Annotated in this window: 20 protein-coding genes and 1 tRNA gene; 14 read left to right on the top strand and 7 right to left on the bottom strand. The window is 37.6% G+C overall.

Going from position 1 to position 24,264, the window contains the following annotated elements; genetic code table 11:
* Positions 1 to 39: 39 nt before the first annotated feature.
* The 6 genes from HDE70_RS13215 to HDE70_RS13185 all read left to right on the top strand — a co-directional run bounded on the left by HDE70_RS13215 (position 40) and on the right by HDE70_RS13185 (position 8,040).
* Positions 40 to 110 (top strand) — tRNA-Cys (locus HDE70_RS13215).
* Positions 111 to 1,554: 1,444 nt separating this feature from the next.
* A complete protein-coding gene (locus HDE70_RS13205; protein ID WP_183866531.1) occupies positions 1,555 to 2,082 on the top strand; it encodes an RNA polymerase sigma factor in 528 nt (175 codons plus the stop codon).
* A gap of 128 nt (positions 2,083 to 2,210) precedes the next feature.
* Positions 2,211 to 2,909 carry a DUF1345 domain-containing protein gene (locus HDE70_RS13200; protein ID WP_183866532.1) on the top strand — a complete coding sequence of 233 codons (699 nt, stop codon included), beginning with the start codon at positions 2,211 to 2,213 and terminating at the stop codon, positions 2,907 to 2,909.
* Positions 2,910 to 2,988: 79 nt separating this feature from the next.
* Complete coding sequence (locus tag HDE70_RS13195) at positions 2,989 to 3,642, top strand: DUF4142 domain-containing protein (RefSeq protein WP_183890618.1); 654 nt, start codon at positions 2,989 to 2,991, stop codon at positions 3,640 to 3,642.
* A 247-nt stretch (positions 3,643 to 3,889) separates the two neighbouring features.
* Entirely contained in the window at positions 3,890 to 7,222 is a 3,333-nt protein-coding gene (locus tag HDE70_RS13190) for a TonB-dependent receptor (RefSeq protein ID WP_183890616.1), read from the top strand.
* 188 nt (positions 7,223 to 7,410) lie between these two features.
* Positions 7,411 to 8,040: an HAD family hydrolase gene (locus HDE70_RS13185; RefSeq protein ID WP_183866535.1), complete on the top strand. Its 630-nt coding sequence runs from the start codon at positions 7,411 to 7,413 to the stop codon at positions 8,038 to 8,040.
* Between the two features lie 3 nt (positions 8,041 to 8,043).
* Here the strand turns inward: HDE70_RS13185 and HDE70_RS13180 are convergent, their stop codons facing one another.
* Entirely contained in the window at positions 8,044 to 8,652 is a 609-nt protein-coding gene (locus HDE70_RS13180; RefSeq protein ID WP_183890614.1) for a hypothetical protein, read from the bottom strand.
* A 47-nt stretch (positions 8,653 to 8,699) separates the two neighbouring features.
* A complete protein-coding gene (locus tag HDE70_RS13175) occupies positions 8,700 to 8,834 on the bottom strand; it encodes an alanyl-tRNA synthetase (protein ID WP_183866537.1) in 135 nt (44 codons plus the stop codon).
* A gap of 154 nt (positions 8,835 to 8,988) precedes the next feature.
* Here HDE70_RS13175 and HDE70_RS13170 point away from each other — a divergent pair, with 154 nt between their 5' ends.
* A complete protein-coding gene (locus HDE70_RS13170; protein WP_183866538.1) occupies positions 8,989 to 9,174 on the top strand; it encodes a hypothetical protein in 186 nt (61 codons plus the stop codon).
* Positions 9,175 to 9,340: 166 nt separating this feature from the next.
* Positions 9,341 to 9,565, top strand: coding sequence for a CDGSH iron-sulfur domain-containing protein (locus HDE70_RS13165; RefSeq protein ID WP_068396593.1), 225 nt, complete (start codon positions 9,341 to 9,343; stop codon positions 9,563 to 9,565).
* A gap of 57 nt (positions 9,566 to 9,622) precedes the next feature.
* Here HDE70_RS13165 and HDE70_RS13160 read toward each other — a convergent pair whose 3' ends face one another.
* Together HDE70_RS13160 and HDE70_RS13155 are read right to left on the bottom strand one after the other, a co-directional pair.
* The gene (locus HDE70_RS13160; protein WP_183866539.1) at positions 9,623 to 10,399 is read right to left on the bottom strand and encodes a DUF1080 domain-containing protein; all 777 of its coding nucleotides are present in this window, start codon (positions 10,397 to 10,399) and stop codon (positions 9,623 to 9,625) included.
* 126 nt (positions 10,400 to 10,525) lie between these two features.
* Positions 10,526 to 12,418 (bottom strand): ATP-binding protein, encoded by a 1,893-nt coding sequence (locus HDE70_RS13155; RefSeq protein ID WP_183890612.1) that lies wholly within the window; start codon positions 12,416 to 12,418, stop codon positions 10,526 to 10,528.
* A gap of 418 nt (positions 12,419 to 12,836) precedes the next feature.
* Here HDE70_RS13155 and HDE70_RS13150 point away from each other — a divergent pair, with 418 nt between their 5' ends.
* The 3 genes from HDE70_RS13150 (at position 12,837) to HDE70_RS13140 (ending at position 19,125) form a co-directional block, all read left to right on the top strand.
* On the top strand, positions 12,837 to 15,902 hold the full coding sequence (locus HDE70_RS13150; RefSeq protein WP_183890610.1) for a SusC/RagA family TonB-linked outer membrane protein: 3,066 nt from the start codon (positions 12,837 to 12,839) through the stop codon (positions 15,900 to 15,902).
* Between the two features lie 15 nt (positions 15,903 to 15,917).
* Positions 15,918 to 17,429 (top strand): RagB/SusD family nutrient uptake outer membrane protein, encoded by a 1,512-nt coding sequence (locus tag HDE70_RS13145; RefSeq protein ID WP_183866542.1) that lies wholly within the window; start codon positions 15,918 to 15,920, stop codon positions 17,427 to 17,429.
* 184 nt (positions 17,430 to 17,613) lie between these two features.
* Positions 17,614 to 19,125 (top strand): TPM domain-containing protein, encoded by a 1,512-nt coding sequence (locus tag HDE70_RS13140; RefSeq protein WP_183890608.1) that lies wholly within the window; start codon positions 17,614 to 17,616, stop codon positions 19,123 to 19,125.
* A gap of 9 nt (positions 19,126 to 19,134) precedes the next feature.
* Here the strand turns inward: HDE70_RS13140 and HDE70_RS13135 are convergent, their stop codons facing one another.
* The 3 genes from HDE70_RS13135 to HDE70_RS13125 form a co-directional block, all read right to left on the bottom strand.
* The gene (locus HDE70_RS13135) at positions 19,135 to 19,788 is read right to left on the bottom strand and encodes a response regulator transcription factor (RefSeq protein WP_183866544.1); all 654 of its coding nucleotides are present in this window, start codon (positions 19,786 to 19,788) and stop codon (positions 19,135 to 19,137) included.
* Positions 19,789 to 19,920: 132 nt separating this feature from the next.
* Positions 19,921 to 20,706, bottom strand: a complete 786-nt coding sequence (locus tag HDE70_RS13130) for a sensor histidine kinase (RefSeq protein ID WP_183890606.1) — start codon at positions 20,704 to 20,706, stop codon at positions 19,921 to 19,923.
* 624 nt (positions 20,707 to 21,330) lie between these two features.
* Positions 21,331 to 21,990, bottom strand: coding sequence for a hypothetical protein (locus HDE70_RS13125; protein WP_183890604.1), 660 nt, complete (start codon positions 21,988 to 21,990; stop codon positions 21,331 to 21,333).
* Positions 21,991 to 22,162: 172 nt separating this feature from the next.
* Between HDE70_RS13125 and HDE70_RS13120 the strand changes: the two genes are divergently transcribed.
* The 3 genes from HDE70_RS13120 to HDE70_RS13110 all read left to right on the top strand — a co-directional run bounded on the left by HDE70_RS13120 (position 22,163) and on the right by HDE70_RS13110 (position 24,253).
* Positions 22,163 to 22,909 carry a hypothetical protein gene (locus HDE70_RS13120; protein ID WP_183890602.1) on the top strand — a complete coding sequence of 249 codons (747 nt, stop codon included), beginning with the start codon at positions 22,163 to 22,165 and terminating at the stop codon, positions 22,907 to 22,909.
* Between the two features lie 185 nt (positions 22,910 to 23,094).
* A complete protein-coding gene (locus HDE70_RS13115) occupies positions 23,095 to 23,892 on the top strand; it encodes a HipA family kinase (RefSeq protein ID WP_183890987.1) in 798 nt (265 codons plus the stop codon).
* The gene (locus HDE70_RS13110) at positions 23,870 to 24,253 is read left to right on the top strand and encodes a DUF3037 domain-containing protein (protein ID WP_183866548.1); all 384 of its coding nucleotides are present in this window, start codon (positions 23,870 to 23,872) and stop codon (positions 24,251 to 24,253) included. Before HDE70_RS13115 ends, HDE70_RS13110 begins: the two co-directional genes overlap by 23 nt.
* Positions 24,254 to 24,264 lie beyond the last annotated feature (11 nt).

Genomic DNA, 24,264 nt, shown 5'->3' with positions numbered 1-24,264 from the left:
GAAAAGAAGAAGTTTAGTAGTGCTTTTCTCCAAAAAAATAGTCATGTGGCCGAGTGGTGAGGTGTGGGTCTGCAAAACCCTTAACGGCGGTTCGAATCCGCCCATGACGTCAATTGCAATCTCAAAGATTGCGCAGGGTACTTGATTTTGGTTAGATCTAAGTTTTGTTTTGTTGATACTCCAGGTTGGATGACCTGGAGTATCTTAGTTTAAGGGCATACCGAATCAGATATTTTGCCGCCTGAATAGACTATATACTGATCGAAAACGACCAGATATTGTTGTTGACGTAGGTCAATGACTTGTTGACGTAAAAATATTTTCAGTTCGAAAACTCTTACTTAGCTTTACCGGTAAGCTAGGTTTAATCAAGGTTGACTTTGTACTTGTTTTTAAACTAAGCCCTCAAATTGGTGTGTTTGATATACTAAAGGGGAATTTAGGTTCCCCTTTAGTTATTTATAGCCATCGCTGTTTATTCTTAGCTATCTCCTTCCTGATTTTTCCAGGCTTGCTACTTTTACGAAAGTTCTCTGATGCTTTTTCGGTTTCCATTGATTGTTTCATTATGCCCGGTACAGAACTTTTGAAACAACCCGTACTCCAAACTGCTGCTTTAAAAATGAAACCGCCCAGGATTCCCTTTGAAAATTTACCCGTTAAACTTCCCATAATAAATAAATGCTTTTCCACCAATGTAAGCTATTCGCGTTAAAGATTATCCGGATGCGTAAAAAATGTCCGCAATTGTCCGCAGCTGTCTGCAATTGTCCGCAGTTGTCCGTGGGTTAGTCCAAGGGGAAATTATAATTTCAATAATCTTCATCCGGTTATGACCTAAGTTGTGCCTGAATAGAGATCGGGGTGATACCAGGTTGTAAACAGCCTTTAAGCATACTTACTCTAAGTCATTTCAACTAGTTGTTTTTACTTGGACTTACCATGGACTCACGTTACTTTAGCATTGCTCTCACCCTAACGAGTACTCGGGCAGTACTCAGGCAGTACCCGGCCGATATAGAGTTATTATTTAGCTATTTTGAATTTATTTACTAATAGCCCGGCCTTGTTTCGGCTGAGTCATTCCCATGCAAATTAAAAGCTTTCAGCGCAACTTCCAGAGCCATAAAAGCATCCATGACAGCAAAGACTTTCTGTTGAGCGTGTCAAAAATTTATGCTTAAAAAAGAGCCTGCTCCACAAGTTTATGACTTGATCTATTTTAGATATTGACCATTCTTATCGTTCGTTTTTAATGCTTGTAGTTTCAAAACCAGCAGCTGTTAAATCGTTTAAATTAAGTTATTATAGTTTAAAATTTGCATGGAGGTGCTTTTGATCTATTTGTCTAATTTTGTTCAGAATAGTTTAGACGAATGTGTATAGTTTTTGAGACATGTGTCTTTATATGTAAATTATATTACATATATAGACGTAATATTTGAAGTATAACTTGATATTTTACCTGTGTCAGCCAACTGTCAGCTAATTAAGCCAATAATTGGTATGTAGTTTGTATTTGTGTTTATCTATAATCAGAAAAACATAAACACTATGAGTAGCAACGACTTTAATTTTCGACTTTACAGTTACAAGGATTCTTTACAATCATTCGCTATTTCTTTCACCAGAGATATGGAAGATGCGAACGATTTAGTACAGGATACGATGTTAAAAGCCATTAATTACTCCAACCATTTTAAGGAGGGAACAAATTTTAAAGCCTGGTTATATACCATAATGAAAAATACCTTCATTAACAATTACCGCAGAGCAACGAAAACTAATTCTATCATGACAGTGACTGATGAAATCACTTCAGATAAATTGCACTTCAGTGCCTCGGTAAATGATAGTGATGGAAAGTTTGTTATGGAAGACATTTACAAAGCACTTTCTAAATTACAGCCCGAGTATTATATTCCCTTCCTTAAGTATTTTGAAGGTTTCAAATATCATGAAATTGCTGAACAACTGGAAATTCCAATTGGTACAGTTAAAACGAGAATACATATTGCGAGACAGCTTCTTAAAAAAAGTTTAAAGATGCATAGCGATAATTTTATGCGCAGAACTAATTAATCATTCGCTATTCAGATTATTTTAAAAGCGTCTTCAGGTGTGATCAAATAAAAGCAGCAATATCCTTGCTGCTTTTATTTTTAATTTGATTACAATTGTGTAGTCAATTCAAATCATTTATCATCTTCATGAATATAGCCAGGCTGGACGCTCACCATAAATTGTACTTATCGTTAATTGTAGCATTGACCGTTTTTGTATTGTGTTACGGTAAGATGTCGGCTTCAACGCAATTCATTTTAGTCTGGATTGGTTATGCGGTAACCCAGTTAGGACTTTCATGGGCAACTATTTTTATAGTACATCCCCTTGAAATGAAGAAGATTTCAAAGGTACAGGATAATAACCGCACCCTTATTTTTATGTTTGTATTGGTGGCCGCATTAATGAGCCTTTTTGTAGTCGTTCTTTTGTTAAAATCAACCCAGCATCTTACGGGATCTGCACTTACATTACATATTTTATTGTCAATAGCAGCTGTAATGTGCGCATGGGCATTAGTGCATACTATATTTGTGTTCAGATATGCGCATCTTTATTATGAGTCAAAGGGAAAAAATCTGGTTAAACCTGCTACTTTGGGAAAAGAAGAAGACTCATCCAAATATAAGGAAGGATTAGAGTTTCCGGAAGAAAAAACTCCTGATTATCTTGATTTTACTTATTTCTCCTTTGTTATTGGAATGACTTTCCAGGTTTCTGATGTCGAAATCAGCTCGAGGAGAATTCGTCGCCTGGCTTTAATGCACAGTTTAGTCTCTTTTGCTTTTAATACGGTAATCGTTGCTTTGAGCATTAATATCATCTCCGGGCTCATGACTAAATAGTCTTTTTATTTAAGAAAAACCATTTCATAGCGTACTTGTTGTTTTTTTGTTTACACGATAGAAATAAAAAAACAACAGTATGAATTATAGAAAAAAAATGATCCTTATTGTCTGTACGGCATTTGTCCTACAGGCTTGTAATCAGTCTTCGAAAACTGAAAGTCAGGGTACATCAACATTATCTGCTGACACGGTATTAGATACGCATGCTGCTGATGGAAAGAAGAATAATTCATCAAAGCTCAAACCAGAAGAAACTTCTTTTATAGAGCAGGCAGCAGTAGGTGGCTTAATGGAGGTTGAAACCGGTAATCTGACACTTCAAAAAACAAAACTTGAATCGGTAAAGAATTTTGCGAAGCGAATGGTCAAAGATCATACACAAGCAAATAGTGAACTTCAAACTTTAGCTTCGGGCATGGGAATTAAGTTACCTGGTGCATTGCCTTCAGCAGAACAAAGTCACTTTGATGCAATGAAGCAAATGATGGGAAACGAGTATGATCAGAATTATATAGATATGATGGTCAGTGATCATGCTAAAACTATTGATTTATTTAATGGTGCCAGCAGATTTGACAACCCTGAATTAAGATCTTTTGCTCTGAAAATGTTACCAATATTAAATGAGCATAACCGAACAGCTATTCAACTTGATTCTTTGGTTAAGTTGAAAAATACAGGCCCCAAAGGAGATGATTTACCTAATGTAGATAAAAAACATAAAAACTAATTCTTTTATACGATTGAAAATCTCCGGGGCTTTGCTTCGGAGATTTTTTTTGTGGTTAAAATCAGTGAAAACTTGATTTTAAGTAGTTAACATGTTGTTAACCTTGACTTAATGCACGACATTTACCTTCGTGCTGCTTTTAATTCAGAAAGCTAAAACATTTAACCAAATAATAATTTGCATAGGCTTGAGGTTCATCTCTAATTCAGCACAGCCTTGTGCAGGTTTAATCCAACAAAACATCTATATGAAAAAAAACTTACGCTTATTATTAATGCTGCTGACTTTGGTCTGGGCAGGGAATTCTGCTTTTGCCCAGGGAGTCACAACTGCCTCGGTCAATGGTGTGGTAACAGATGGGAAAGCGCCGATACCCGGGGCAACCGTAGTATTGACACATGTACCTACAGGTACAGTTTATGCGGTTGAAACCCGCAGTAATGGACGCTACAATCTGATCAATGTTAAAATTGGCGGACCATACACACTAAAAATATCTTATATCGGTTTCAAACCATACGTTCAGAATAATTTAACGCTTTCTATAGGCCAGGATCAGGCAATCAATGTTAAAATGGATGATAGTTCCACTGATCTGAAAGAGGTTAAAGTAGTGGGTACACAAGGTAAAGTCATGAATTCCTCGCGTACTGGTGCAAGGGAAACAATTACCCGGGCGCAGATTGATGCTTTACCAACTATTAACAGGTCTTTGGCAGATTTCACTAAATTAACTCCTTCTGCAAGTAGCACAAGTGCAATGAGTTTTGGAGGAAGAAGCAGCACTTTTAACAATATTACGGTTGATGGGGCCTTATTTAACAATTCTTTTGGCCTTTCTGGTACTTTGGGAGGGCAGGCGAATTCACAGCCGATCTCTTTGGATGCAATTGATCAGATCCAGGTTGATCTGGCTCCTTATGATGTACGCCAGGGATTTTTTACTGGCGCGGGTGTAAATACAGTTATAAAATCAGGTACAAATGATATTAAAGGTTCTGTTTATTATTATGGTCGTGGTACTGGTTTAACTGGTTACAGAGCGGGTACTGCTGAAGTAACTAAAGTACCTTTTGATTACAATACCAGGGGATTGAGTATAGGCGGCCCGATTATTAAAAACAAATTGTTCTTTTTCGTATCGGGTGAGCAGGAAAGGATCAGTAACCCAGGTACTACATTTATTGCTTCAAGACCTGGTTTAAGTGGTGGAACAGTTTCAAAAGTGAGTGCATCAGTTTTAGATGATATTGCCAATACTTTAAAATCAAGATATGGTTATGATCCGGGAGCTTATGAGAACTATAGCTATAAGACACAGAGTGATAAAATTACTGTAAAACTGGACTGGAATATTGATAAAAACAATACTTTAAGTGCAAAGTACTTTTATCTAAAATCATCCAAAAATCAGCCTCCAAATAGTGCAGGAGGAATTATTAACGACAAAGTTGGTGCGGGGTCTACGCGTGGTGCCGGCCCTGGTTCTCTGCCTTTCTTTGGTGCAGGTTACACGATCAATAATAATTTTAATATCGGAATGCTGGAACTGAACAGTAAAATCAGTAACACCATCTCTAATAAATTAACAGTTGGCTACTCCGCTTTACGAGATTTCCGCGATCCATTATCTTCTAAAAATGTACCGATGGTGGATATTGATAATGGGGTAACTGATGCTACAGGGAAAATTATTACTGCTCCGAGCGGCGTTTTAACAAGCTTTGGCTATGAATTATATACAGCTGGTAACTTGTTAAGTTCAAATATTGGACAGCTTTCAGATGATCTGACAATTTTTGCAGGTAAACATGAAATCACTTTAGGAACGAGTAATCAATCTCAGAGTTTTGTGAATGGGTTTGCGCCAAATTATAATGGTTTATATACTTATAATTCTGCTTCAGACTTTATCAATAACCTTCCTGCTGCGGCTTATAATTACCGTAATGCTGCAAATGGTGGTGATTTGCCTTTAGTCCGTATTAAATCCTACAACTTTAGTTTATATGCGCAGGATAAGTTCCGTGTAAGAGATAATTTTGTACTGACTTATGGTCTGAGAGCTGATTATAATTATTATCCTACCAAGCTTGACCCGAATCCAAATGCAGCTGCATTAACATTTCAGCAAGGTATACAGGTAGATGTTTCCAAATTGCCTAAAAGCAGGATTCAGTTGTCACCCCGGGTAGGTTTTAACTGGGATGTGAATGGTGACCATACGACGCAGGTCCGTGGTGGTACAGGATTATTTGCTGGTTTAACGCCATTCGTATGGATTTCTAATCAAGCATCGAATACAGGGACATTATTTAGTTCTGGTACGGTGAATGGGACTAAAACGCCTAATGATCCGCGTTTGATTTATAATCCGGATGTGAATGGTAATCGTCCATCGGGGGCAGTTGCAGCGAATACTTCTTATGAGCTGGATGTTACAGACCCTAATTTGAAATACCCAAAAATCTGGAGAACCAATCTTGCAGTAGATCAGCAATTGCCATTTGGTATTATTGGTACTTTAGAGGGATCTTTTACGAAAGATATTAATGCTATTTATCATCAGAATCTTGTTCTTCCTGATAGTTATAATACATTACCTGGTATTGAGGGACAGATCCGTTATACTTCCAATAACAGAACTTCTAACAATGGCGCACCGGTTAGTGCAGCTAATCCAAATATCTCAGGTCTATACTACCTGACCAATACGAATAAAGGTTATTCTTATTTTGTAACTGCACAGTTGCAAAAGAGTTTCCTGAATGGATTTTATGCGAATGTTGCCTATACGCATACGGGCTCTAAGGATGTAAATGATGGTGGATCTACGGCAAGTATTATCTGGGCGGGCAGACCAACAACTGGTAATCCTAATGACCAGAGTTTATCAAATAGTACTTATGTAATGCCAGGCCGCTTTATTGCTTCACTGGCCTATAGAAAGGAATATCACAAGAATTATGCAACTTCAATTGGCTTATTCTTTGAATCTGCTAATAATGGTGCGGTTTCTTATATCACCAGTGGTGACCCAAATAATGATGGTGCGGCAAATGATTTGATGTTCGTTCCTAAAAATAAGGGTGATATTAATTTAGTTGCTGATTTTGCAGGAGATACCAGGACACCTGATCAAATCTGGAATCAATTAAACTCATTTATTAGCCAGGATAAGTATCTAAGCCAGCACAGAGGAGAGTACACGAAAAGAAATGGGGTGATTTTACCTTATTTCCAGCGTGCTGATTTAAATATTACTCAGGATTTCTTTGTTAAATCTGGTAAATCAAGAAGTCAGAAAAATACGATCAGGGTTGAATTTAATATCATCAACCTGGGTAATTTCTTAAACCGTAACTGGGGCTTATATGAAAATTCATTTAATGGATTTAATACGGGGTCGGTTGCTGTTCTTAAATACCAGGGAACTGATCCGGTTACAGGCAAAGCAAATTATTCGTTCCCTTACCTGGATAAGGATAATTTAATTCCGTTAACGAATTCCACGAAAGTAAATACTGACCAGGTTTCACGCTGGCAGGCACAAATTGGGGTAAGATATATCTTCAATTAAGCGTTTTTCATTTCTGATAAAAAACAGGCTATCGTCAAAAGATAGCCTGTTTTTTTTTGCGCGATGCCCTGATTGCGCTACTGTAGCAGTTGCAGCTAAAATCACCTGAGCTGTAAAATAAAAATAAAGGGTTTTTGTAGGCAATTAGCTAAGTTTACGTTAGTAAAATAACTTGTTAAACATACCTTATGGAAACTTCAGAACCTAAGATACTTTTTTTTGATATCGGTGGCGTATTGCTAACCAACGGTTGGGGACACGATTCCCGCAAATTAGCTGCGGAAAAATTCGGACTTGATTATGATGAGCTGAATACACTGCACAATTATATTTTCAATGTTTTTGAAATCGGCAACATTACACTGGATCAGTATTTGGACACGGTTATTTTTAATCATCCAAGAGATTTTACCAGGGAAGATTTTAAAGAGTTTGTCTATTCCAGATCCAAAGAATTGCCCGGATTATTGCAGTGGATGAAAGAATGGAAAAGAGATTGTGGCTTTCGGGTAATCTCAATCAATAATGAAGGGAAAGAGTTGAATACTTACAGAGTGAAGAAATTTAAATTGCATGAGTGTTTTGATGCTTTTGTTTCTTCTTGTGATGTAAAGATGCGTAAACCAGATCCAAATATTTTCTTACTGGCTTTAGGGATCGCACAAGCCAGACCTGAGCAGTGTTATTACTTTGATGACAGAATATTCCAGGTGGAAACAGCCAAGAGTCTTGGAATGCATGCTTATCACCATACTAGCTTTGAGGAAACTAAGGAAATTCTGGAAAGAATAAAAAAGGAAATCTCCAGGCCTCAATAAATATTATCTGGCAGGAGTTGTTTCTACAATACCCTTAACAAGGCTTTTCCATTGCGGATAGGACAGGCCTATTTTTGCAGTCCAGCCAACCAGGGTATTCCTTATCTTATCAGTTATATTTGAGGTGTCTGTATTGGGCACCTCATTTCTGCCATGTTCTTCTGCATATACGGTATTTCCAGATTGCTTTACCAGGAAAGTTGAGGTAGCCTGCTGATTAAAGAAATGTGCAATTTCCGGATCTTGTTGTGTTGGATTAGCTGCGGGCCTTGCCTGCATAGTGATCACTGAAAATAGGGGGGTGATTTCTTCTTCGATTTTTTCGATACGTACCCAGTCAAAACCATCTCCTGTGTGTGTGCCTGGTCCGGGGATATTAATTTTCAAATAATCATCTGCTTCGACTTCTCTGATTACTTCATGACCTTCCGGATCTGTCAGGGTAAAAGTGGATAGGGGAACTTTGCAGATTTCTGCCCAGCAGGATACATTTAATAATCTGTTTTTTGCGATCTGATAGAATGCTTTTGCTTCTTCTGGAGAAGAAAATTCAGTTTTTGCAGTGGTATCGGTCTGACCACCTTCTTGTTGCTGTGGAATTTGATTTTTCATCGCGTTTTTCTCCTTTAACGGTTAAGCGATGAAAATGTTTAAGATTTTTATTTGACTACCCAATAACCCACAGCAAGCCAGATCAGTCCTTTCACTAAAAAGAACAGAAATCCCCATATGCCAATTCTGCGAATCCATTTTAGGAAGATGTCCTTTTTTGAGTCCTGTTTCTCCTTGTCCATGATGCCATAAAATTAATCAAAATCTTTAAAAAGAGTCATTGTAAAAATAAGTTTGACTGTTTTTTGTCATATAAACGATTTAGTGTAAAATTTATTTTTTCAGGTAAACTTTATGGCACAACGGTTGTTCATTAGTTGACAAATCACCATTATTATGAAAGATCAAATTAAAATTCAAAGTACAAGCGGCAAAATTAACGAGGGAGGTCTTTTTATTGGAGATCAATTGCAAAATCAAGGGCATATTGCACCAGTTTCATTTAAAAACACCAGTAACATCAAGAGATCTTTGCCGTCAAGTATGCAAAAGAAAATCAATCCAAGACTTTTGATTTTGTAACTATCGTCGTTAAAATCTAATATAGGTTCTCGCCAATCAGTCAATTGCGGAGAAGAAAAGGAGTTTCAAACAGGGGCTCCTTTTTTATGGGATAATGTTTCTAAATAGAAATGAGATTTCCCGCTTTCCATTCATACTTCTATTTTTGTCGCAAACAAACAAATAGATGTCGAAGACAAAACTTACAATCAATAATAATGGGTCTGTAAAGATCGAGGGCGATTTTGAAATCGTTGACAGAAGTGGTAACGTGTATGGGCTGCAAGGCAGAGAAGTACTTTCAATTTGCCGTTGTGGACTGTCAAAAAATAAACCTTTCTGTGATGGTGCACATAATGGCCATTTTGAGCATGAGGCTATTGCATTTGATCTTCCTCCTAAAAAAGTTTAAGAAATTTAAAAAGCCGCTTCCATTTAATGAAAGCGGCTTTTTTGTTAATGCGCTGATTTAAAGCTCTCTGATCCAGATATTGCGGTAGCTCACTGGTTCACTTTTGTCACCATGTGCCTGAAGCTTAACAGGAAGCGGCCCATGTGCTTTTGTATAAGATGCTGTACCTACATATTGAGTTGGCCCTTTTAATTCAAAATTATTCTGAACTAACACACCATTGTATAAGACCGTTACTTTTGCTGGTGTATTTACTGTACTGTCTGCTTTAAAGGTCGGTGCAGTCCAGATTACATCATAAGTTTGCCATTCTCCTGGTTTCAGGGAAGGATTAACCAGTGGAGTAGTTTGCTTATAAATACTTCCGGCCATACCATTGGTATAAGTGTTATTGTCATATGAATCCAGAATCTGAAGTTCATATCCTAAATCACCTTTGCCCATAGAAGCCAGAAAAAGACCGCTGTTGCCGCGAAGTTGTCCTGTTCCTGTTATGTTTTTTGGTACTTGCCATTCAATGTGTAACTGGTAATTGCCAAAGGATTGTTTGGTTTCAATATTACCCACTTTTTTATTAACGGTCAGCTGGCCATTGGCTACTATCCATTGTGCAGGTTTTGTGCGGTCATCGGTCATTACCCAGGAGTCCTGGTTTTTACCATCAAATAGAATTACAGCATCAGAAGGAGCTGCGTTTATTGTTTTCCCCGGAGTTACTTTTTTCGGTACTGGAGTGTAAAATTCTGTATCCTCATGTTTAGCCTGAGCATTTGCTGTTGCCAGACCTATTCCGGCGATCAGTACTGATGTAATTATTGCTTTTTGTAAGTACATGTTATAACGATTTAGTTTTCCTTTAAGATTTATTTTGATGGATCAATATAAGAAATTAATGTGGATCAGCTCTTTTATCACGAAGTTGTTGCCTGATAAATTTAACAGGTTTTCATCAAGTGTTTTTTATGTATTTAAACCTATTTGTTTTTTATAGGAGGATGGTGTGCAGTTATATTTTGACTTGAAGACGGTTGAAAAATAAGTGGGAGAGGAGAATCCTACCTGGTAAGTGATTTCGGAAATGGACAAATCTTCATTGATTAAAAGATATTTGGCTTTCTTGAGCCTCCGGTTTAAAATATAATCGTTGATTGTACAATCCAGAAGTACTTTTGTTTTCCGGTACAATTGAATTCTTGATATCCCCAGGGCGCTGGCAATATCATCTACATTAAATTTATCATTAGCAATATTCTGTTCAATGACACTGGTAAAATCATGCATGAACTTTTTATCTGACTTGCTTAACGGAATTGTTTGTTGTGTTACAGTGCTTTCATTCCTGAATTTTCTTTGCAGTAACCTCCTGTTCCAAAGTAAACTTTTAACACTTTCTTTTAGTAATATGAAATTAAAGGGCTTGGTCATATACAGATCTGCCATTTGTTTAAGTTCATTGATCTTATGCGCTTCATCTCCATTTGCTGTTAATATGATAATAGGAATATGAGATGTTCTGTCATCATTTTTTAGTGCAGGAGTGATTTGCAGGGTAGATTGTTCATTCAAAGTTATATCCGTAATAATGAGGTCGGGGGTCATCTCATAAGCTAGTTTCAGGCCTACAGAATTACTGCTGGCAGTTAATACTTCATATTCTTCTTTGAAACTGTTTTTCAGATATTCCAGCAGTTCTTCATTTTCTTCAATAATGAGTAAGGTTTCTTCATTTAAATATCCATCTTGTTCAGCAGCAACTGGTTCCGGTAAGTTATCTGGCAGAATACCAACGGTGTACTGGCTTAATTGACCGGAACTTACAGCGAAATCATTGCTTATAGCAGGCGTTTCAGAACTATGTAATTGTTTTAAAGGGAGTTTGATATAGAATGTAGTCCCATATCCTTTCTGACTCTGAATAGCTAGGGTTCCCTGATGTAATTCAGTAATTTCTTTAGAGAGAGAAAGGCCAAGACCGGAACCGAAGAAATTGCCTTTATCTGCTTGATAAAATAATTCAAATACGTGTTTGATTTCTTCTTCGGTCATACCATTCCCATTGTCTGATACAACGATTTCCACAGTCTGATCGGCTGGATCTGTTTTTATTCTTAGCTGTATTTTCCCATTTTCGGGGCTAAACTTAATGGCATTCGATATTAAGTTAAATAAGACCTTATCAAACATGTTTTTATCAAACCACACCATGATTTCTTTAACAGAACTGGATAATTTTAATTCTATGTTTTTTCTTAAAGCAAGCGCTTTAAAGGAGGCTATAATATCTCTGGAGAAAGCGACAAGATCCTGGCAGGTCGGTTCAAGTTTCATTTTATCATATTCTATTTTCCTAAAATCTGTAAGCTGATTGACCATCAATAGCAACCGCTGAACATTTTTATGAATCAGGTTCAATTGTTGTTTTGGAATATTCAGTGCGTTTTTATTGTCGAGCATTTCATCCAGAGGAAGAAGGATCAATGTCAATGGAACCCGGAATGCATTAGAAATATGAGTAAAGAAGCTGAATTTTGCTTCTGCTGTTGCCTGCGTAGCTGTCGATAAAGCGATAAGCTCTTCTTGTTGCTTCAGGCTTTCTTTATTTTTCAATTCTAACTGTTTGTTTTTTGCGTGGTTCTGATAAAGTAAGTAGCATGCGATAAAAGCAAAGACAGTCGTCAGTATCAGTGCAGTCACAAGAAAGTTCAAACTGTCTTGTTGTACAAGCTGTATAGGTTCCTTAATCACGGGTTTTGTATTTGTGCTTTTTTCCGGAGAACATCCGGAAACGAAAGTGCTTGTCATCAGTATAGAAATAAAGATGAAAAACATACCTCTCTTTTGGTCTGCTTGCATAGGTTAGGGTAGGTAGTGATTAGCTCATAACAAGGTATATAATTTTTTTGTCATACTGTATTCAATACACTATGTCTGGTAATAATTTATGATTTTATCATTATTGTATTCGTCTCTACAATGTTACAATTTCTAAATATATTAATAAAAGCTTAAATATTTTAGTAGATATATGATTGTTTAATTTGTGTAATATGTTGTTTAATAGTGTTTTGTGATTTGTGTTACAATAAATTGATTTTAGTTTTAATTGATACGGAATCAATAACATGAGAGCTTATTTACACATATATTGCTTTGACTAGCCGGTGTAGAAAGGCTGGTAATATTGTGAAATCGAATTGTCCATTGTCTAATTAAAAAACATATCAAAAAACAGAAAGCCTTTCTTATCAACTAATAACTAAACCAAATAATTATGAACGAGTTTTTACTACAAAAAAAGTGGTTTGTCTTTTTAGATAAGCCCAAATCTCAGCTGCTGCAAAAAACAATTTTCTGTTGTCTTGCGCTACTCAGCTTTAACCTTTCTTCCTATGCCCAATCCGTAGTTAAGGGAGTGGTGTCGGATAACGAAAAGAATACTTTGATCGGTGTCACCATCTCTGTTACTGGCACAAATGTAAGAGCAATGACCGGTGCTGATGGTAAGTACGTGATCAATGTTCCTGCAACGGGAAAATCGCTGACTTTCAGTTATGTGGGCCTTCAGTCTCAAACAGTAGAGATCAATAGCCGGACTACAGTTAACATCACCCTATCTTCAGGTACTGATCTGGATGCGGTAACTATTGTAGGTTATGGATCTGTAAAGAAAAGTGATTTAACAGGGGCTGCAACTACAATCTCGGCTAAAGACTTCAATAAAGGACCACTAATTGCTCCAGATCAGCTGATTCAAGGTAAAGTTGCTGGTGTACAAATGATTAACAATAGCGGACAACCAGGTGGTGCTTCTACGGTTAGGATCAGGGGAAATACAGCGGTGACTGGCTCCGGACAACCTTTATATATTGTAGATGGAGTTGCGCTTGATGGAAGATCTGCCAGGCCAACTGGTAATGGTGGAACAGCCACTGCTCCCGGTGACAATAAGTTAGCTGCTTCGGGAACTTCGTCGGCTGGAAATCCGCTTAACTTCATCAACCCTGCTGATATCGAATCGATGGAGATCTTGAAAGATGCATCGGCTACTGCAATTTATGGTTCAAGAGCTGCTTACGGTGTTGTTTTAATTACAACCAAGAGAGGTAAGAGTGGGGAAACAAAGATTGATGTAAGTGCATCGGCTGGAGTAAGTACCTTGGCAAGAAGCCTTAAAACATTAGATGGCGATGAATTTCGCAATGCTTTAAATAAATATGGCTTAAAAGGTCTGGATTACGGTGATAATGTAGATGCAATGAAAGCGATTACCCGTACTGGTTATAATCAAAATTATTCTGTTGCAATCAGCGGTGGTAATGATGGAAATGTTTTCCGTGCTTCTTTAGGTTATCAAAATCAGCAGGGTATTATCAGAAAGAGTGATTTCAAAAAATATAGTGGAGCGTTCAATGGGAACTTCAAGTTTCTGGAGAGTAAAAAATTGGGATTAGATGTCAATATGATTAGTAATCAATATATAGAAAACCTTCCTCCAATATCTACTGATGCAGGTTTTACAGGTAGTTTAATAGGGCAAGCTTTATCCTGGAACCCTACCCGTTCGATGTATAATCCAGATGGATCTTTATTCATTGATCAAACATCAACTACGATTAATCCAATGGTCATGCTGGCAGCTTCAAATGATAGGTCAAAAGTAACGACGGTTTTAGGAAGTGTATCACCTTATTATAAAATCACGCCCTGGTTAGAATTCAGAATGTTAGCGAGTATCAATTATAGTACTGGTATCAGAAGAGCTTCTACCCGTAGTTTTCTAAATCTGGAAGGGGTAAAACCAAATCTTCCATTTACAGGTGGGGTAGCTAGTTATTCAAATACTGAATTGATTACACAGCAATTTACCAATACGCTGAATTTTAATAAAGAAATTGCAAATAAGCTTAATTTGAATGCAATCGTTGGTTATGAGTTTACCAATTATATCAATAAAGGTCAGAACATGACTGCGAAAGGATTTGGGGACGTAGACGTTGATTATACAGATATCTTCCATGCTGTTGCTCCGGCAAACCGTACGGCGAACTCTTATTATGATCCTACTTATCAATTGCAATCTTATTTTGCAAGAGCGATTTTTAATTATGATAATAAATATTTGTTAACTGCGACTTTCAGGGCAGATGGATCAACTAAATTCGGTTCAGATAACCGTTATGGTTACTTCCCTTCATTTGCAGCAGCATGGAATATTAAGAACGAAAGTTTCATGACGAATGTTGCCTGGTTAAACCAGTTAAAGTTAAGAGTTGGATATGGTAAAACAGGTAATCAGGAATTCCCGTCAGGATCAGCTCAACAACGTTATGACATTGTTTATTCAGGAACAAGTCAGTCGCTGGTAGGAGTAAATAATGAGAATAAAAAATTAAAATGGCAATCTGATAAACAGACAAATATTGGTGTTGATTTTGGCCTTTTCAACAATAAGATTACTGGATCGGTGGATTACTTTGATAAAACAACAACTGATCTTTTATTCCCGCAAATTCCACTACAGCCAGCAAATCCGGGCGTAACTGTCACCTGGATTAACTTACCGGGACAAATTAAAAATAAAGGTATTGAACTTACTTTAAATGCGAATATCATTGATAAACAAGATGTTTCTTTCTCTATAGGTGGTAATGCTACTTTTATCAAAAATAAAGTGCAAAATGTAGTTGGTGTAATCAAAACAGGTACACTAAGCGGACAAGGGCTGAGTGATGTTACTTTAGAAGTTATTCAGGATGGTTTACCACTGTTTGCGATGGTAACCAGAGAGTATAAAGGATTAAATGCTGCCGGTATATCTCAATACACCGAAGATGGCTATAAATCTTATTACCTGGGTAATCCGAACCCGAATGTTATCCTTGGGTTTAACTTGAATGCGAGATATAAAAAATTAACCTTCGGCGCAAACTTCAATGGATCATTAGGTCAGAAGATTTATAACAATACTGCAAACTCAGTATTGCCAATCTCTAATCTTGGAATTGGTAGAAATATCGCTTCCAGCCTGTTAAATTCTTCTATTCAGGAATCTTTGGCGAATCCAATTGCAGCTTCGTCCAGATATATTGAAAATGGTAGTTATGTGAAATTAGCCAATGCTACAATCGGTTATTCAATCGGTAATCTTGGGAAGGCAATTAAAGGAATGAACGTTTTCATCAATGGACAGAACTTATTTGTAATTACTAAATATACTGGCTTTGATCCTGAGGTAAATGTTGACAAAAGCTTAAATGGAGTGCCTTCGGCAGGAGTAGAATATATTCCTTATCCAACGTCAAGAACGTTCAATTTAGGTGTAAACTTTTCTCTTTAACTAATGATAATTCAAATGAAAAACAGATATATAATTGCTTTTGTAGCACTGACAATATCCTTGTCGGGCTGTACAAAATTAGATGAGAAATTAAATGGGCAAATTGGTAATGGCGGAATTAACAGCGGGAACGTTGCCGATTTGTTAAATGGTAGTTATAAGGCTATGCGCAGCCCTTTTCAGGGACCGTTTGGTTTTTGGGCATTACAGGAATTTCCTTCAGACGAGGCTATTGTGCCTACAAGAGCTGGTGACTGGGATGACAATGGTGCCTGGCGTGCTTTACATTTACACCGTTGGGAAGCAGATCATACGCGTATTTCCAGCAGTTTCAGAGATCTGAATGGTGTAAGTTACGCAGCTACCAATGTATTGTTATACAATCCTACACCTGGACAGGCAGCAGAAGCAAGATTTCTTCGCGCATTTGCACAGTTTTCTATTCTGGACGGCTGGGGACAAGTTCCTTACCGCGAACCTGGAGATGATGTGAGTTTACCTTCGAAGGTCAGAAAAGCACCAGAAGAAATTGCTTACCTGATTGCAGAACTGACTGCAATTATCCCTTCGCTTCCTGATGGAGCTAATTATCTTGCAAATAAAGATGCGGGAAAAATGTTGTTGATGAAGTGTTACCTGAATAAAGGTGCATTTTTAAATCGTGCGGTACCGACTTTTGATGCTGCTGAAATGGCAAAAGTTATCACACTTGCCGATGAAATTATCAATTCTGGCAAGTATCAGCTGGCAAAAAACTATTTTGATAATTTTGCGCCAAACAATGATGCAATTTCTAAAGAAAATGTATTCACATCCCAAAATATTGGTGGTTCTGATGCAGGTGGAGTGAGAGATATGTGGACAATGCCTTTACATTATAATCAAAAGCCAAATGGAAATAATGGATTTTCAACTTTATCTGATTTCTATAAGAAATTTGAGGCAACTGATCAGCGTATTGGTGGTGCATATGCTGGAGTAACAGATGTTTCTGGTGTTAAAGTGGGCTTTTTGATTGGTCAGCAATTAGATGAGAAAGGTGCTTTAATTAAAGACAGACGTAATAATAATCTAAGCTTTACGCCAGAGGTAAGTAACGTGGAAACTGATCCTAATCACCTGGAGGTTGCCGGTATCCGCGTCATCAAATATCCTATTGACTATATTTATGGCTCAACCGGAAAAGCAGACAATGACTGGGTATACTATAGATATTCTGATGTGTTGTTAATGAAAGCCGAAGCGCAGTTGAGAACGGGGTTAGGCGGCCCTGCCCTGATTGTTGTGAATGGACTCAGAACTGTAAGGGGAGCTAGCCCTTTGGGAAGTTTAACATTGGATAATTTATTGGATGAACGTGGACGTGAATTTTTCTGGGAAGGTGTAAGAAGACAGGATTTAATCCGTTTTGGTAAATTTTTAACCCCCTGGCAAGAAAAACAAGTTGACGATCCGAGAAATCTGGTATTCCCTATACCAGATAATCAGCTTTCTAACCCTAACTATGTTCAGAATGCAGGATATTAACAGGAGTTAAATCAAAAAGAAGGGTTAATCTGTGTAATGCAGGTTAACCCTTTTTTGTTTTTAGATTCTCCTTGAATATTTAACATATTTTTAATTACTTTAGCATAGCACGAAATATTACACAAATGATTTTAAATCCGGAGAATTCCGGGTATGACGGAAGAAACAAAATGCCGGAACTTCAATGACTAAAATGCAAAAATACCATCTTCTGTTTTCTATCCTGTTTTGCTTCCTTATTCAAGCTGGATATGCCCAAAATAAATATACAGTTACAGAGGTTCCTGATCCAAAAGCCAGTGGTAGCGGTTATGTAAGTAATCCTGATGTTATTTTAAGCACTGCCGGTGTTGACTCTCTGAACAGAACGATTACCGATCTGGAGCAAAAAACAAAAGTTGAAATGGCTGTTGTGGTTGTCAATGATTTTGACGCAGCTCAGGAGGAATATGATTTTGCGTTACAACTTTTCAGACAGTGGGGAATAGGAAAAAGCAAGGCGGATAACGGGCTTTTATTATTCATTGCTGTAGACCGTAAACAGTATCGTTTCATTACCGGATATGGCTTGGAAGGGCTGCTGCCTGATGCAGCGCTCAAAAGAATTGGAGATCATTTTTTGATTCCTGCTTTTAAAAAAGGAGATTATAGCAAAGGGGTGGTTAGTGCTTTAAGTACAATTGCTGCTTATCTGAACCAACCCGGAAATCAAAAGGAACTCAGTCAATTGCTGCCTCCGGATACTGGCCTGCGCAATAGCTGGCTATGGACGATTGGGAGTACAATACTGGTTATCATTTTATTCACCGTTGTATTTCTTGGGATTAAGAAAAAGACCCCTGAAATTTCCAAAAGTAAAGCTGCTGCTAAAACAAATGGCTATGATAAGACCATAGGATGCGGCTGCGGAGGTTTATTTATGGTTTTTGTCGCTGCTGGTTTTATTATCGGGTTTACAATTGGTTATGATTGGGTCAAGTCTTTGGATATTAATACAATACCAATTGTGCTTTATGTTGTTTTATCTATAATGCTTCTTTCCAGGTATTTGAATGCGATCAGCGTTTTAAGAAAAACGCATCAGGATGACCTGAACTTTAACCAGGCTGTGAAAGCATTAAACCGCTCTTCAGTTTTCTATTTGGTTGCCTCTCCACTAATTTTAATTGCAATGCTTTTTGAAGCTTATCGCAGAAGCCGGTCGGCCAGCCGTTTTAAGCCACAGCTGGACAGCCATGATAAAGAGATGAGCAGGATAGACAGAGATCAAACTGCGCAGGCGAAATCTTTTTTGACTAAAGGACAGCTTAAAGAAGAACAATTAGAGGTGAACCATTATGATATTTGGTTAAGCAGTGGCCAGGCAGAGCATAAAATTATTAATTATCCAGGCAGCAATTTTGATGATTTTACAGTTTGTCCTGAGTGTAATGCCAGAACTTTAGGTAAACAACGGTTAGTCACGCTCAAAAAAGCAACCTATACGAAAGAAGGTGAGGGTAAGGATGTTAGAATATGCGAAAATTGCGGTTATGAAGAATTTATCAAAGCGGTTGTCATTGCTGTATTAACCAGAAGTAATGATTCCAGTTCGTCAGATTCTGGAAGCAGTAGTTCTTCTTCCTCAAGCAGCAGCAGCAGTAGTAGCTGGGGTGGTGGAAGCAGTGGTGGCGGTGGCGCTGGAGGAAGCTGGTAAGGAAATCTGCTATAATTTAATCAGTTCATTGCGAAGTGCAAATAAAACAAGTCCTGTACGTGATTTTATTTCAAATTTCTGAAAGAGGGATTCGCGGTAATTATCTATCGTATGCGGGCTGAGATTCATCTTGTCAGCAATTTCTTTATAGGTGAATTCAGAGCAGCAGTGTTCTAAAAATCTACGTTCATTTACTGAGATTTCCTGTAACAGGGTTTTTGCAGGATTATTTTCCTGTAAGGACCGGATTAGTTTGCCTGAAACCAGGTTATTCATAAAATAGCCATGTGCGGCTATGGTTTTGATTGCTGTAATCAGATCTGAAGTTTTGGATTCCTTTAACAAATAGCCCCCGGCACCACTTTTAAGCATTTCAATAATAGGCTTATCTTCATCATACATACTTAAAGCAAGTACTTTGATTTGCGGATGGTTATTAGAAAGCCATTTTGTAGCTTCGTATCCGTCCATTTGCGGCATATTAATGTCCATTAGAATCACTTGAGGAAGAGGCTGCTGAGCAAGCATGCTGATCATTTCTACTCCATTGGAAGCGTCAAAAAGGATATTAATTTCATCTGATTCATCTAACAGGCTAACCATTCCTTTTCTAAATAAAGTGTGGTCATCAACGATTGCAATAGCTATTTTTCCTTCTTCCATTTTTGAGCGCTCTTAAAATCTGTTTGTATTCATTAAACAGCGCCTAAATTTATAAATTAAATTGTTTTAATGCTTTTTTTTTGGTGAAACAATATGGATATTACGGCTAATTAATGTGAATTTTAAAGATAATTATTGATAAGGAATTGAAATTTGAATTTCTGTGCCTTCACCTAGGTTAGAATTGATGGTGAAATTTCCATCCATCATCAATGTCCTCTTTTGAAGATTAGCCAGGCCTAAACCATCGCTGATTTTTAGTTTTTCTTCCAGGAGGAAACCTTTTCCATTATCCTGTACAAAAAGTGACAGATAATCTTTGGTTTGATCAATAGTGATTTTGATCCGGGTGGCTTGTGCGTGTTTAATAATATTACTCAGAATTTCCTGAAATAACCGGAACATAATTAACTCTTTGTCTGCGTTTGCCGAAATAGAATGTGTGGCGTTGTCTGTGAACTGGATTTCGTAAGCAAGCCCTTTTTTGAGCCAGTCCAGTTCATAAACGATAGCATGACCAAGACTTTTTTTGATCAGTTCCTGTCCGTTCATTTTTTTGGAGAGCTGCCGCAGTTCTTTAATTGCACGCTGGGTTAATTCTGACGCTGTATTAATCTTTTCCTCTCTTAAATGATCTGCTTTTATAGAGCTTAATGTCATACTGGTCAGGCTTAGTAATTGTCCTATATTATCATGCAGATCACCTGCGATAGTTTGCAGGATATGTTCCTGCACTTCTACCTGGCTTTTCAGTAATTCCAGTTCAAATGTTTTCTTCAGTACTTCTTTTTCTTCAAGATGCTTCGCTTTCTTTTTATTATATAAAAAAATATAAATAATCAGGAAAAGAGGGGCGATCAGGAAAATGAAAGTGATTATGGCAATTAATAGAATTAATTCCTTTGACGATATCTGCATATAAAAGCGTAAGACCAACAACTATATAAAAGTACATTCAGGATATTAAAAGTAATATATCTTGTGGATACACTAATTGAATGGGCTTTTTCTTGCAAAAGATAGTCAAAAAACACATTACATGCGGTGCTGCCGAAATAGAAAAACAGCACACCGTTGACTACCCAGAAGGGAGGGTAAGTTTCGAGCTTTCTGAAATGCTCATCTTTTAGAATGAGCATATAATAGTACAAGCTGGCAATAACGAAAACAACCGACATGAAAGCAGCTGTTTTATAAGCGAAATTGCTAAAATGATTCGTAAATAACTCCAGGATGAAGACTAAAATAAACAAACCTAACCAGCTGTAAAGCTGGCCAGGTTTGTGTTGGTATTTCCTGTACAAATGATAAAAAAAACAACTTATCATTGTACATTCAACCACCAGGAACCAAGTATAGAGAGCGTAATTTGGTTTATGTTGAAGGCGTAAACTGATGCCAGCCATTTCTACGATACAGACCATTAAAAGATAGAGCATAAAGGATCTCCAGTATACATTTTTATCTTTATATAAGCACACAATGCTTATGAACAGGCAAATGAGTTCCGTAACGGTATTGACAGTGAAAAACTCGTGCATATTATTTCTTCTGTAAGATATCAGGTTTTTGTACCGGGTCAAGTAAAGTTGCTCCTATTAAAAAACAATCTGATGGAGGTGGACATAATTCACCTCTGTTTTCAGGAGTGAAAGTTACTATAAAGCCTGGCTTTTCTGGTTTTGTATTCTTTTGAACTGCACCTTCCTGATTAACAATATTATTGTAATAGTCGTAATGCAGGATCTCCTCACCGGCTTTAACAGGTTTGGTTGAAACCATTAACAGCGTATTGTATCCCCAGTATTTTTTTGGTGGAACTGGTGTTTTTCTGCCTACAAGCGTAGTATCATAATTTTTATTATAAGTAATCATATAAAAACGGACACCATCTCCATCTTCTTGTTCCAGCTGATTCAGCATTTCCTTTAATCTTTGTTTACTGAACCAAACGCATCTTGTATCTGGTTTTTTTGGTTTCCGTGCTTTTACTTCTTCTTCAGTCGGTTCCACATAACCTGCATGCGGAGCATAATTGTCAACATATTCTTTTGCAGTTCTTACGTCCACTAAAACCGAATCAGGTATAGTCGCACCTTTGCTGGTTGTGGAGGATTCTTCAGTTGTTGTTTCTTTCTGCTTACAGCCTACAGCAGCAACAGCAATTAATGCAGTAAATAGAATAGTAAATTTTAATTTCATAATATGGGTGTTTTTTTATGCTAACCTAGGTAAAATATTTCTTACAGAAAACTGTGTTTTGCCTTTTAATAAAGCTAAAATGCTGAAGCCGAAAAGCTGTTTTCACCCTGCTCTTTTTGACCCGTCAACTGGATATTTGATTTAAATATTTGTTCTTAAATCATTACAAGTTATGTGTACGCAAGGCGTTATTCAACTCATCGGAAAGCCGGTAAATGAAAAGCAGGCAGCCGTTTCGTTCAATCTATTACCTGGTTCAGACCCGGGAGCTATGGGTTGCTTTCTTTCTATTTGGGAAGGAACCCGGGCTCTTTCGACTGCTGAAGCATTACAAACCAGGAAAATAATTAGCGGTGAGCTGTTTGGAGAACACCTGTTTGATGCGCTTTCTATTGGAAAAAAGAATTACATAATCGGTTTAGGGATAGATAAGGGGAGAGAGACAGAAACAATTGTAGCTACGCTTTCCTTAAGTGTATCAGCTATATTAAATCAATCGCTTCCTGCTGTGTGCAGTAATATAAGCGTGAATGCAGATAATATCGGAACAGATTTTCTGATTGCACATTTTGCAAGTCCGTGCTGTAATCAAATAAAAGCAAACAAAAAGTGGATTGCATTGTTCCAGGGAGAATTTAACCCAGATCTTTACGATGGAACAAACATGATCGCTACCAGTAAAGCTGCTCCTTATCAATACTCAGGAAGTATTATAATGAAAAATATACCAAAAGGATTGGTTCGTTTTGAAACCTATACCTTGATTTTTGGACAGGGACTGGATAAATCCGGTAATCTTGATTATACTAAGTTGATTAGCAGCTGTACTTTCATTGTTTGGAGATCGAAAATTTATATTGGCGCTTCAGCCACCAGTCCCCTTTTAGCCGCTTCACCTATTTTACTTAACGCGATATAAACTACTTGTTATGGAACTGGAAACATCTCTTCGTTTTCTTCTGATCATATTCCTTCTCATCCCTCAGAATGTAGGCGCTGAGAAGTCTCATCAACACCCTGCAAAAACTTTCCGGGTTTTTAAATGAGGTCATTGAAATAATTTTGCCTAAATTTCAAGCCTTCTCTATCCAAAGTTTTTTTATGATGAATACTAACGAACTTCAACTCAGAACCGTCAGTGTAACCCGTTATGTTACGCCGTTACGCGAAGGAGGATCTATGCCTGCTATTGCAGAGGCCGATGATGATTTTCTCTATGTCCTTAAGTTCCGTGGTGCCGGACAGGGAGTTAAGGCATTAATTGCAGAAATTATCGGAGGTGAAATTGCCCGGGCACTTGGATTCAGAGTGCCTGAAATTGTGCTTGCTAATTTAGATGAGGCCTTTGGCCGGACAGAGCCTGATGAAGAAATTCAGGATCTGCTTAAAGCCAGTGTCGGGCTTAATCTTGCACTTCATTATCTGTCAGGTGCAATTACCTTTGATCCGACAGTAACCACTATAGATGCAAAACTAGCTTCGCAAATTGTGTGGCTGGATTGTCTGTTGACCAATATGGACCGCACAGCCCGTAATACCAACATGCTGATCTGGCACAAAGAATTATGGCTGATCGATCACGGTGCTTCCCTGTATTTCCACCATTCGTGGCAAAACTGGGAAGAACAGGCACAGCGTCCTTTTGCCCTGATTAAAGATCATGTATTACTGCCATGGGCTACAGAATTGGAGGCCGTAGATGCCGAATTCAACTCAATAATCACTAAAGAACTCATTCACGCAGTAGTCGGTCTTATTCCAGCAGAATGGTTATGTGAAGAACAGGCTTTCAGTTCGGCAGAAGAACACCGGAATGCCTATGCACGGTTTTTGGAACTGAGAATTGCTAAGTCAGAAATTTTTGTAAAAGAAGCACAAAATGCAAGACAGTCACTTATTTGAGTACGCGATAATCCGCGTTGTACCCAGGGTGGAACGTGATGAATTTATGAATGTAGGTGTGATCCTGTATTGTGCTAAACAGAAATTTTTAAAAGCAGAGATCCTGTTAAATAAAGAAAAGCTGAGTGCTTTTTCTAAAACTACAGATATTCATGAAATTGAAAGCAACCTTCAGGCTTTAAAACAAATTTGTGCAGGTACAAAAGAGAGCGGGCCAATCGGTCAGCTTGATGCAGCCTCACGGTTTCGCTGGCTTACAGCAATGCGGAGTACTGTGCTCCAGACTTCCAGGGTACATCCCGGATTTTGTAAGGATGCCAGTGAAAAAATAATAGCATTGCTTGAAGAACAAGTCCTTTAACAAAAAGCCCC

It is taken from the genome of Pedobacter cryoconitis, assembly GCF_014200595.1.
Classification (GTDB): Bacteria; Bacteroidota; Bacteroidia; order Sphingobacteriales; family Sphingobacteriaceae; genus Pedobacter; species Pedobacter cryoconitis_C.
This window is presented reverse-complemented; position numbering and strand designations above follow the sequence as displayed.

What these genes read in the sequence shown, in the direction of transcription:
- HDE70_RS13150 (WP_183890610.1), top strand. Translation starts at nt 12,837, where the DNA reads ATGAACGAGTTTTTACTACAAAAAAAGTGGTTTGTCTTTTTAGATAAG.
- HDE70_RS13125 (WP_183890604.1), bottom strand. Translation starts at nt 21,990, where the DNA reads ATGAAATTAAAATTTACTATTCTATTTACTGCATTAATTGCTGTTGCT.
- HDE70_RS13205 (WP_183866531.1), top strand. Translation starts at nt 1,555, where the DNA reads ATGAGTAGCAACGACTTTAATTTTCGACTTTACAGTTACAAGGATTCT.
- HDE70_RS13110 (WP_183866548.1), top strand. Translation starts at nt 23,870, where the DNA reads ATGCAAGACAGTCACTTATTTGAGTACGCGATAATCCGCGTTGTACCC.
- HDE70_RS13195 (WP_183890618.1), top strand. Translation starts at nt 2,989, where the DNA reads ATGAATTATAGAAAAAAAATGATCCTTATTGTCTGTACGGCATTTGTC.
- HDE70_RS13135 (WP_183866544.1), bottom strand. Translation starts at nt 19,788, where the DNA reads ATGGAAGAAGGAAAAATAGCTATTGCAATCGTTGATGACCACACTTTA.
- HDE70_RS13155 (WP_183890612.1), bottom strand. Translation starts at nt 12,418, where the DNA reads ATGCAAGCAGACCAAAAGAGAGGTATGTTTTTCATCTTTATTTCTATA.
- HDE70_RS13185 (WP_183866535.1), top strand. Translation starts at nt 7,411, where the DNA reads ATGGAAACTTCAGAACCTAAGATACTTTTTTTTGATATCGGTGGCGTA.
- HDE70_RS13170 (WP_183866538.1), top strand. Translation starts at nt 8,989, where the DNA reads ATGAAAGATCAAATTAAAATTCAAAGTACAAGCGGCAAAATTAACGAG.
- HDE70_RS13140 (WP_183890608.1), top strand. Translation starts at nt 17,614, where the DNA reads ATGACTAAAATGCAAAAATACCATCTTCTGTTTTCTATCCTGTTTTGC.
- HDE70_RS13190 (WP_183890616.1), top strand. Translation starts at nt 3,890, where the DNA reads ATGAAAAAAAACTTACGCTTATTATTAATGCTGCTGACTTTGGTCTGG.
- HDE70_RS13115 (WP_183890987.1), top strand. Translation starts at nt 23,095, where the DNA reads ATGAATACTAACGAACTTCAACTCAGAACCGTCAGTGTAACCCGTTAT.
- HDE70_RS13160 (WP_183866539.1), bottom strand. Translation starts at nt 10,399, where the DNA reads ATGTACTTACAAAAAGCAATAATTACATCAGTACTGATCGCCGGAATA.
- HDE70_RS13145 (WP_183866542.1), top strand. Translation starts at nt 15,918, where the DNA reads ATGAAAAACAGATATATAATTGCTTTTGTAGCACTGACAATATCCTTG.
- HDE70_RS13175 (WP_183866537.1), bottom strand. Translation starts at nt 8,834, where the DNA reads ATGGACAAGGAGAAACAGGACTCAAAAAAGGACATCTTCCTAAAATGG.
- HDE70_RS13120 (WP_183890602.1), top strand. Translation starts at nt 22,163, where the DNA reads ATGTGTACGCAAGGCGTTATTCAACTCATCGGAAAGCCGGTAAATGAA.
- HDE70_RS13200 (WP_183866532.1), top strand. Translation starts at nt 2,211, where the DNA reads ATGAATATAGCCAGGCTGGACGCTCACCATAAATTGTACTTATCGTTA.
- HDE70_RS13180 (WP_183890614.1), bottom strand. Translation starts at nt 8,652, where the DNA reads ATGAAAAATCAAATTCCACAGCAACAAGAAGGTGGTCAGACCGATACC.
- HDE70_RS13130 (WP_183890606.1), bottom strand. Translation starts at nt 20,706, where the DNA reads ATGCAGATATCGTCAAAGGAATTAATTCTATTAATTGCCATAATCACT.
- HDE70_RS13165 (WP_068396593.1), top strand. Translation starts at nt 9,341, where the DNA reads ATGTCGAAGACAAAACTTACAATCAATAATAATGGGTCTGTAAAGATC.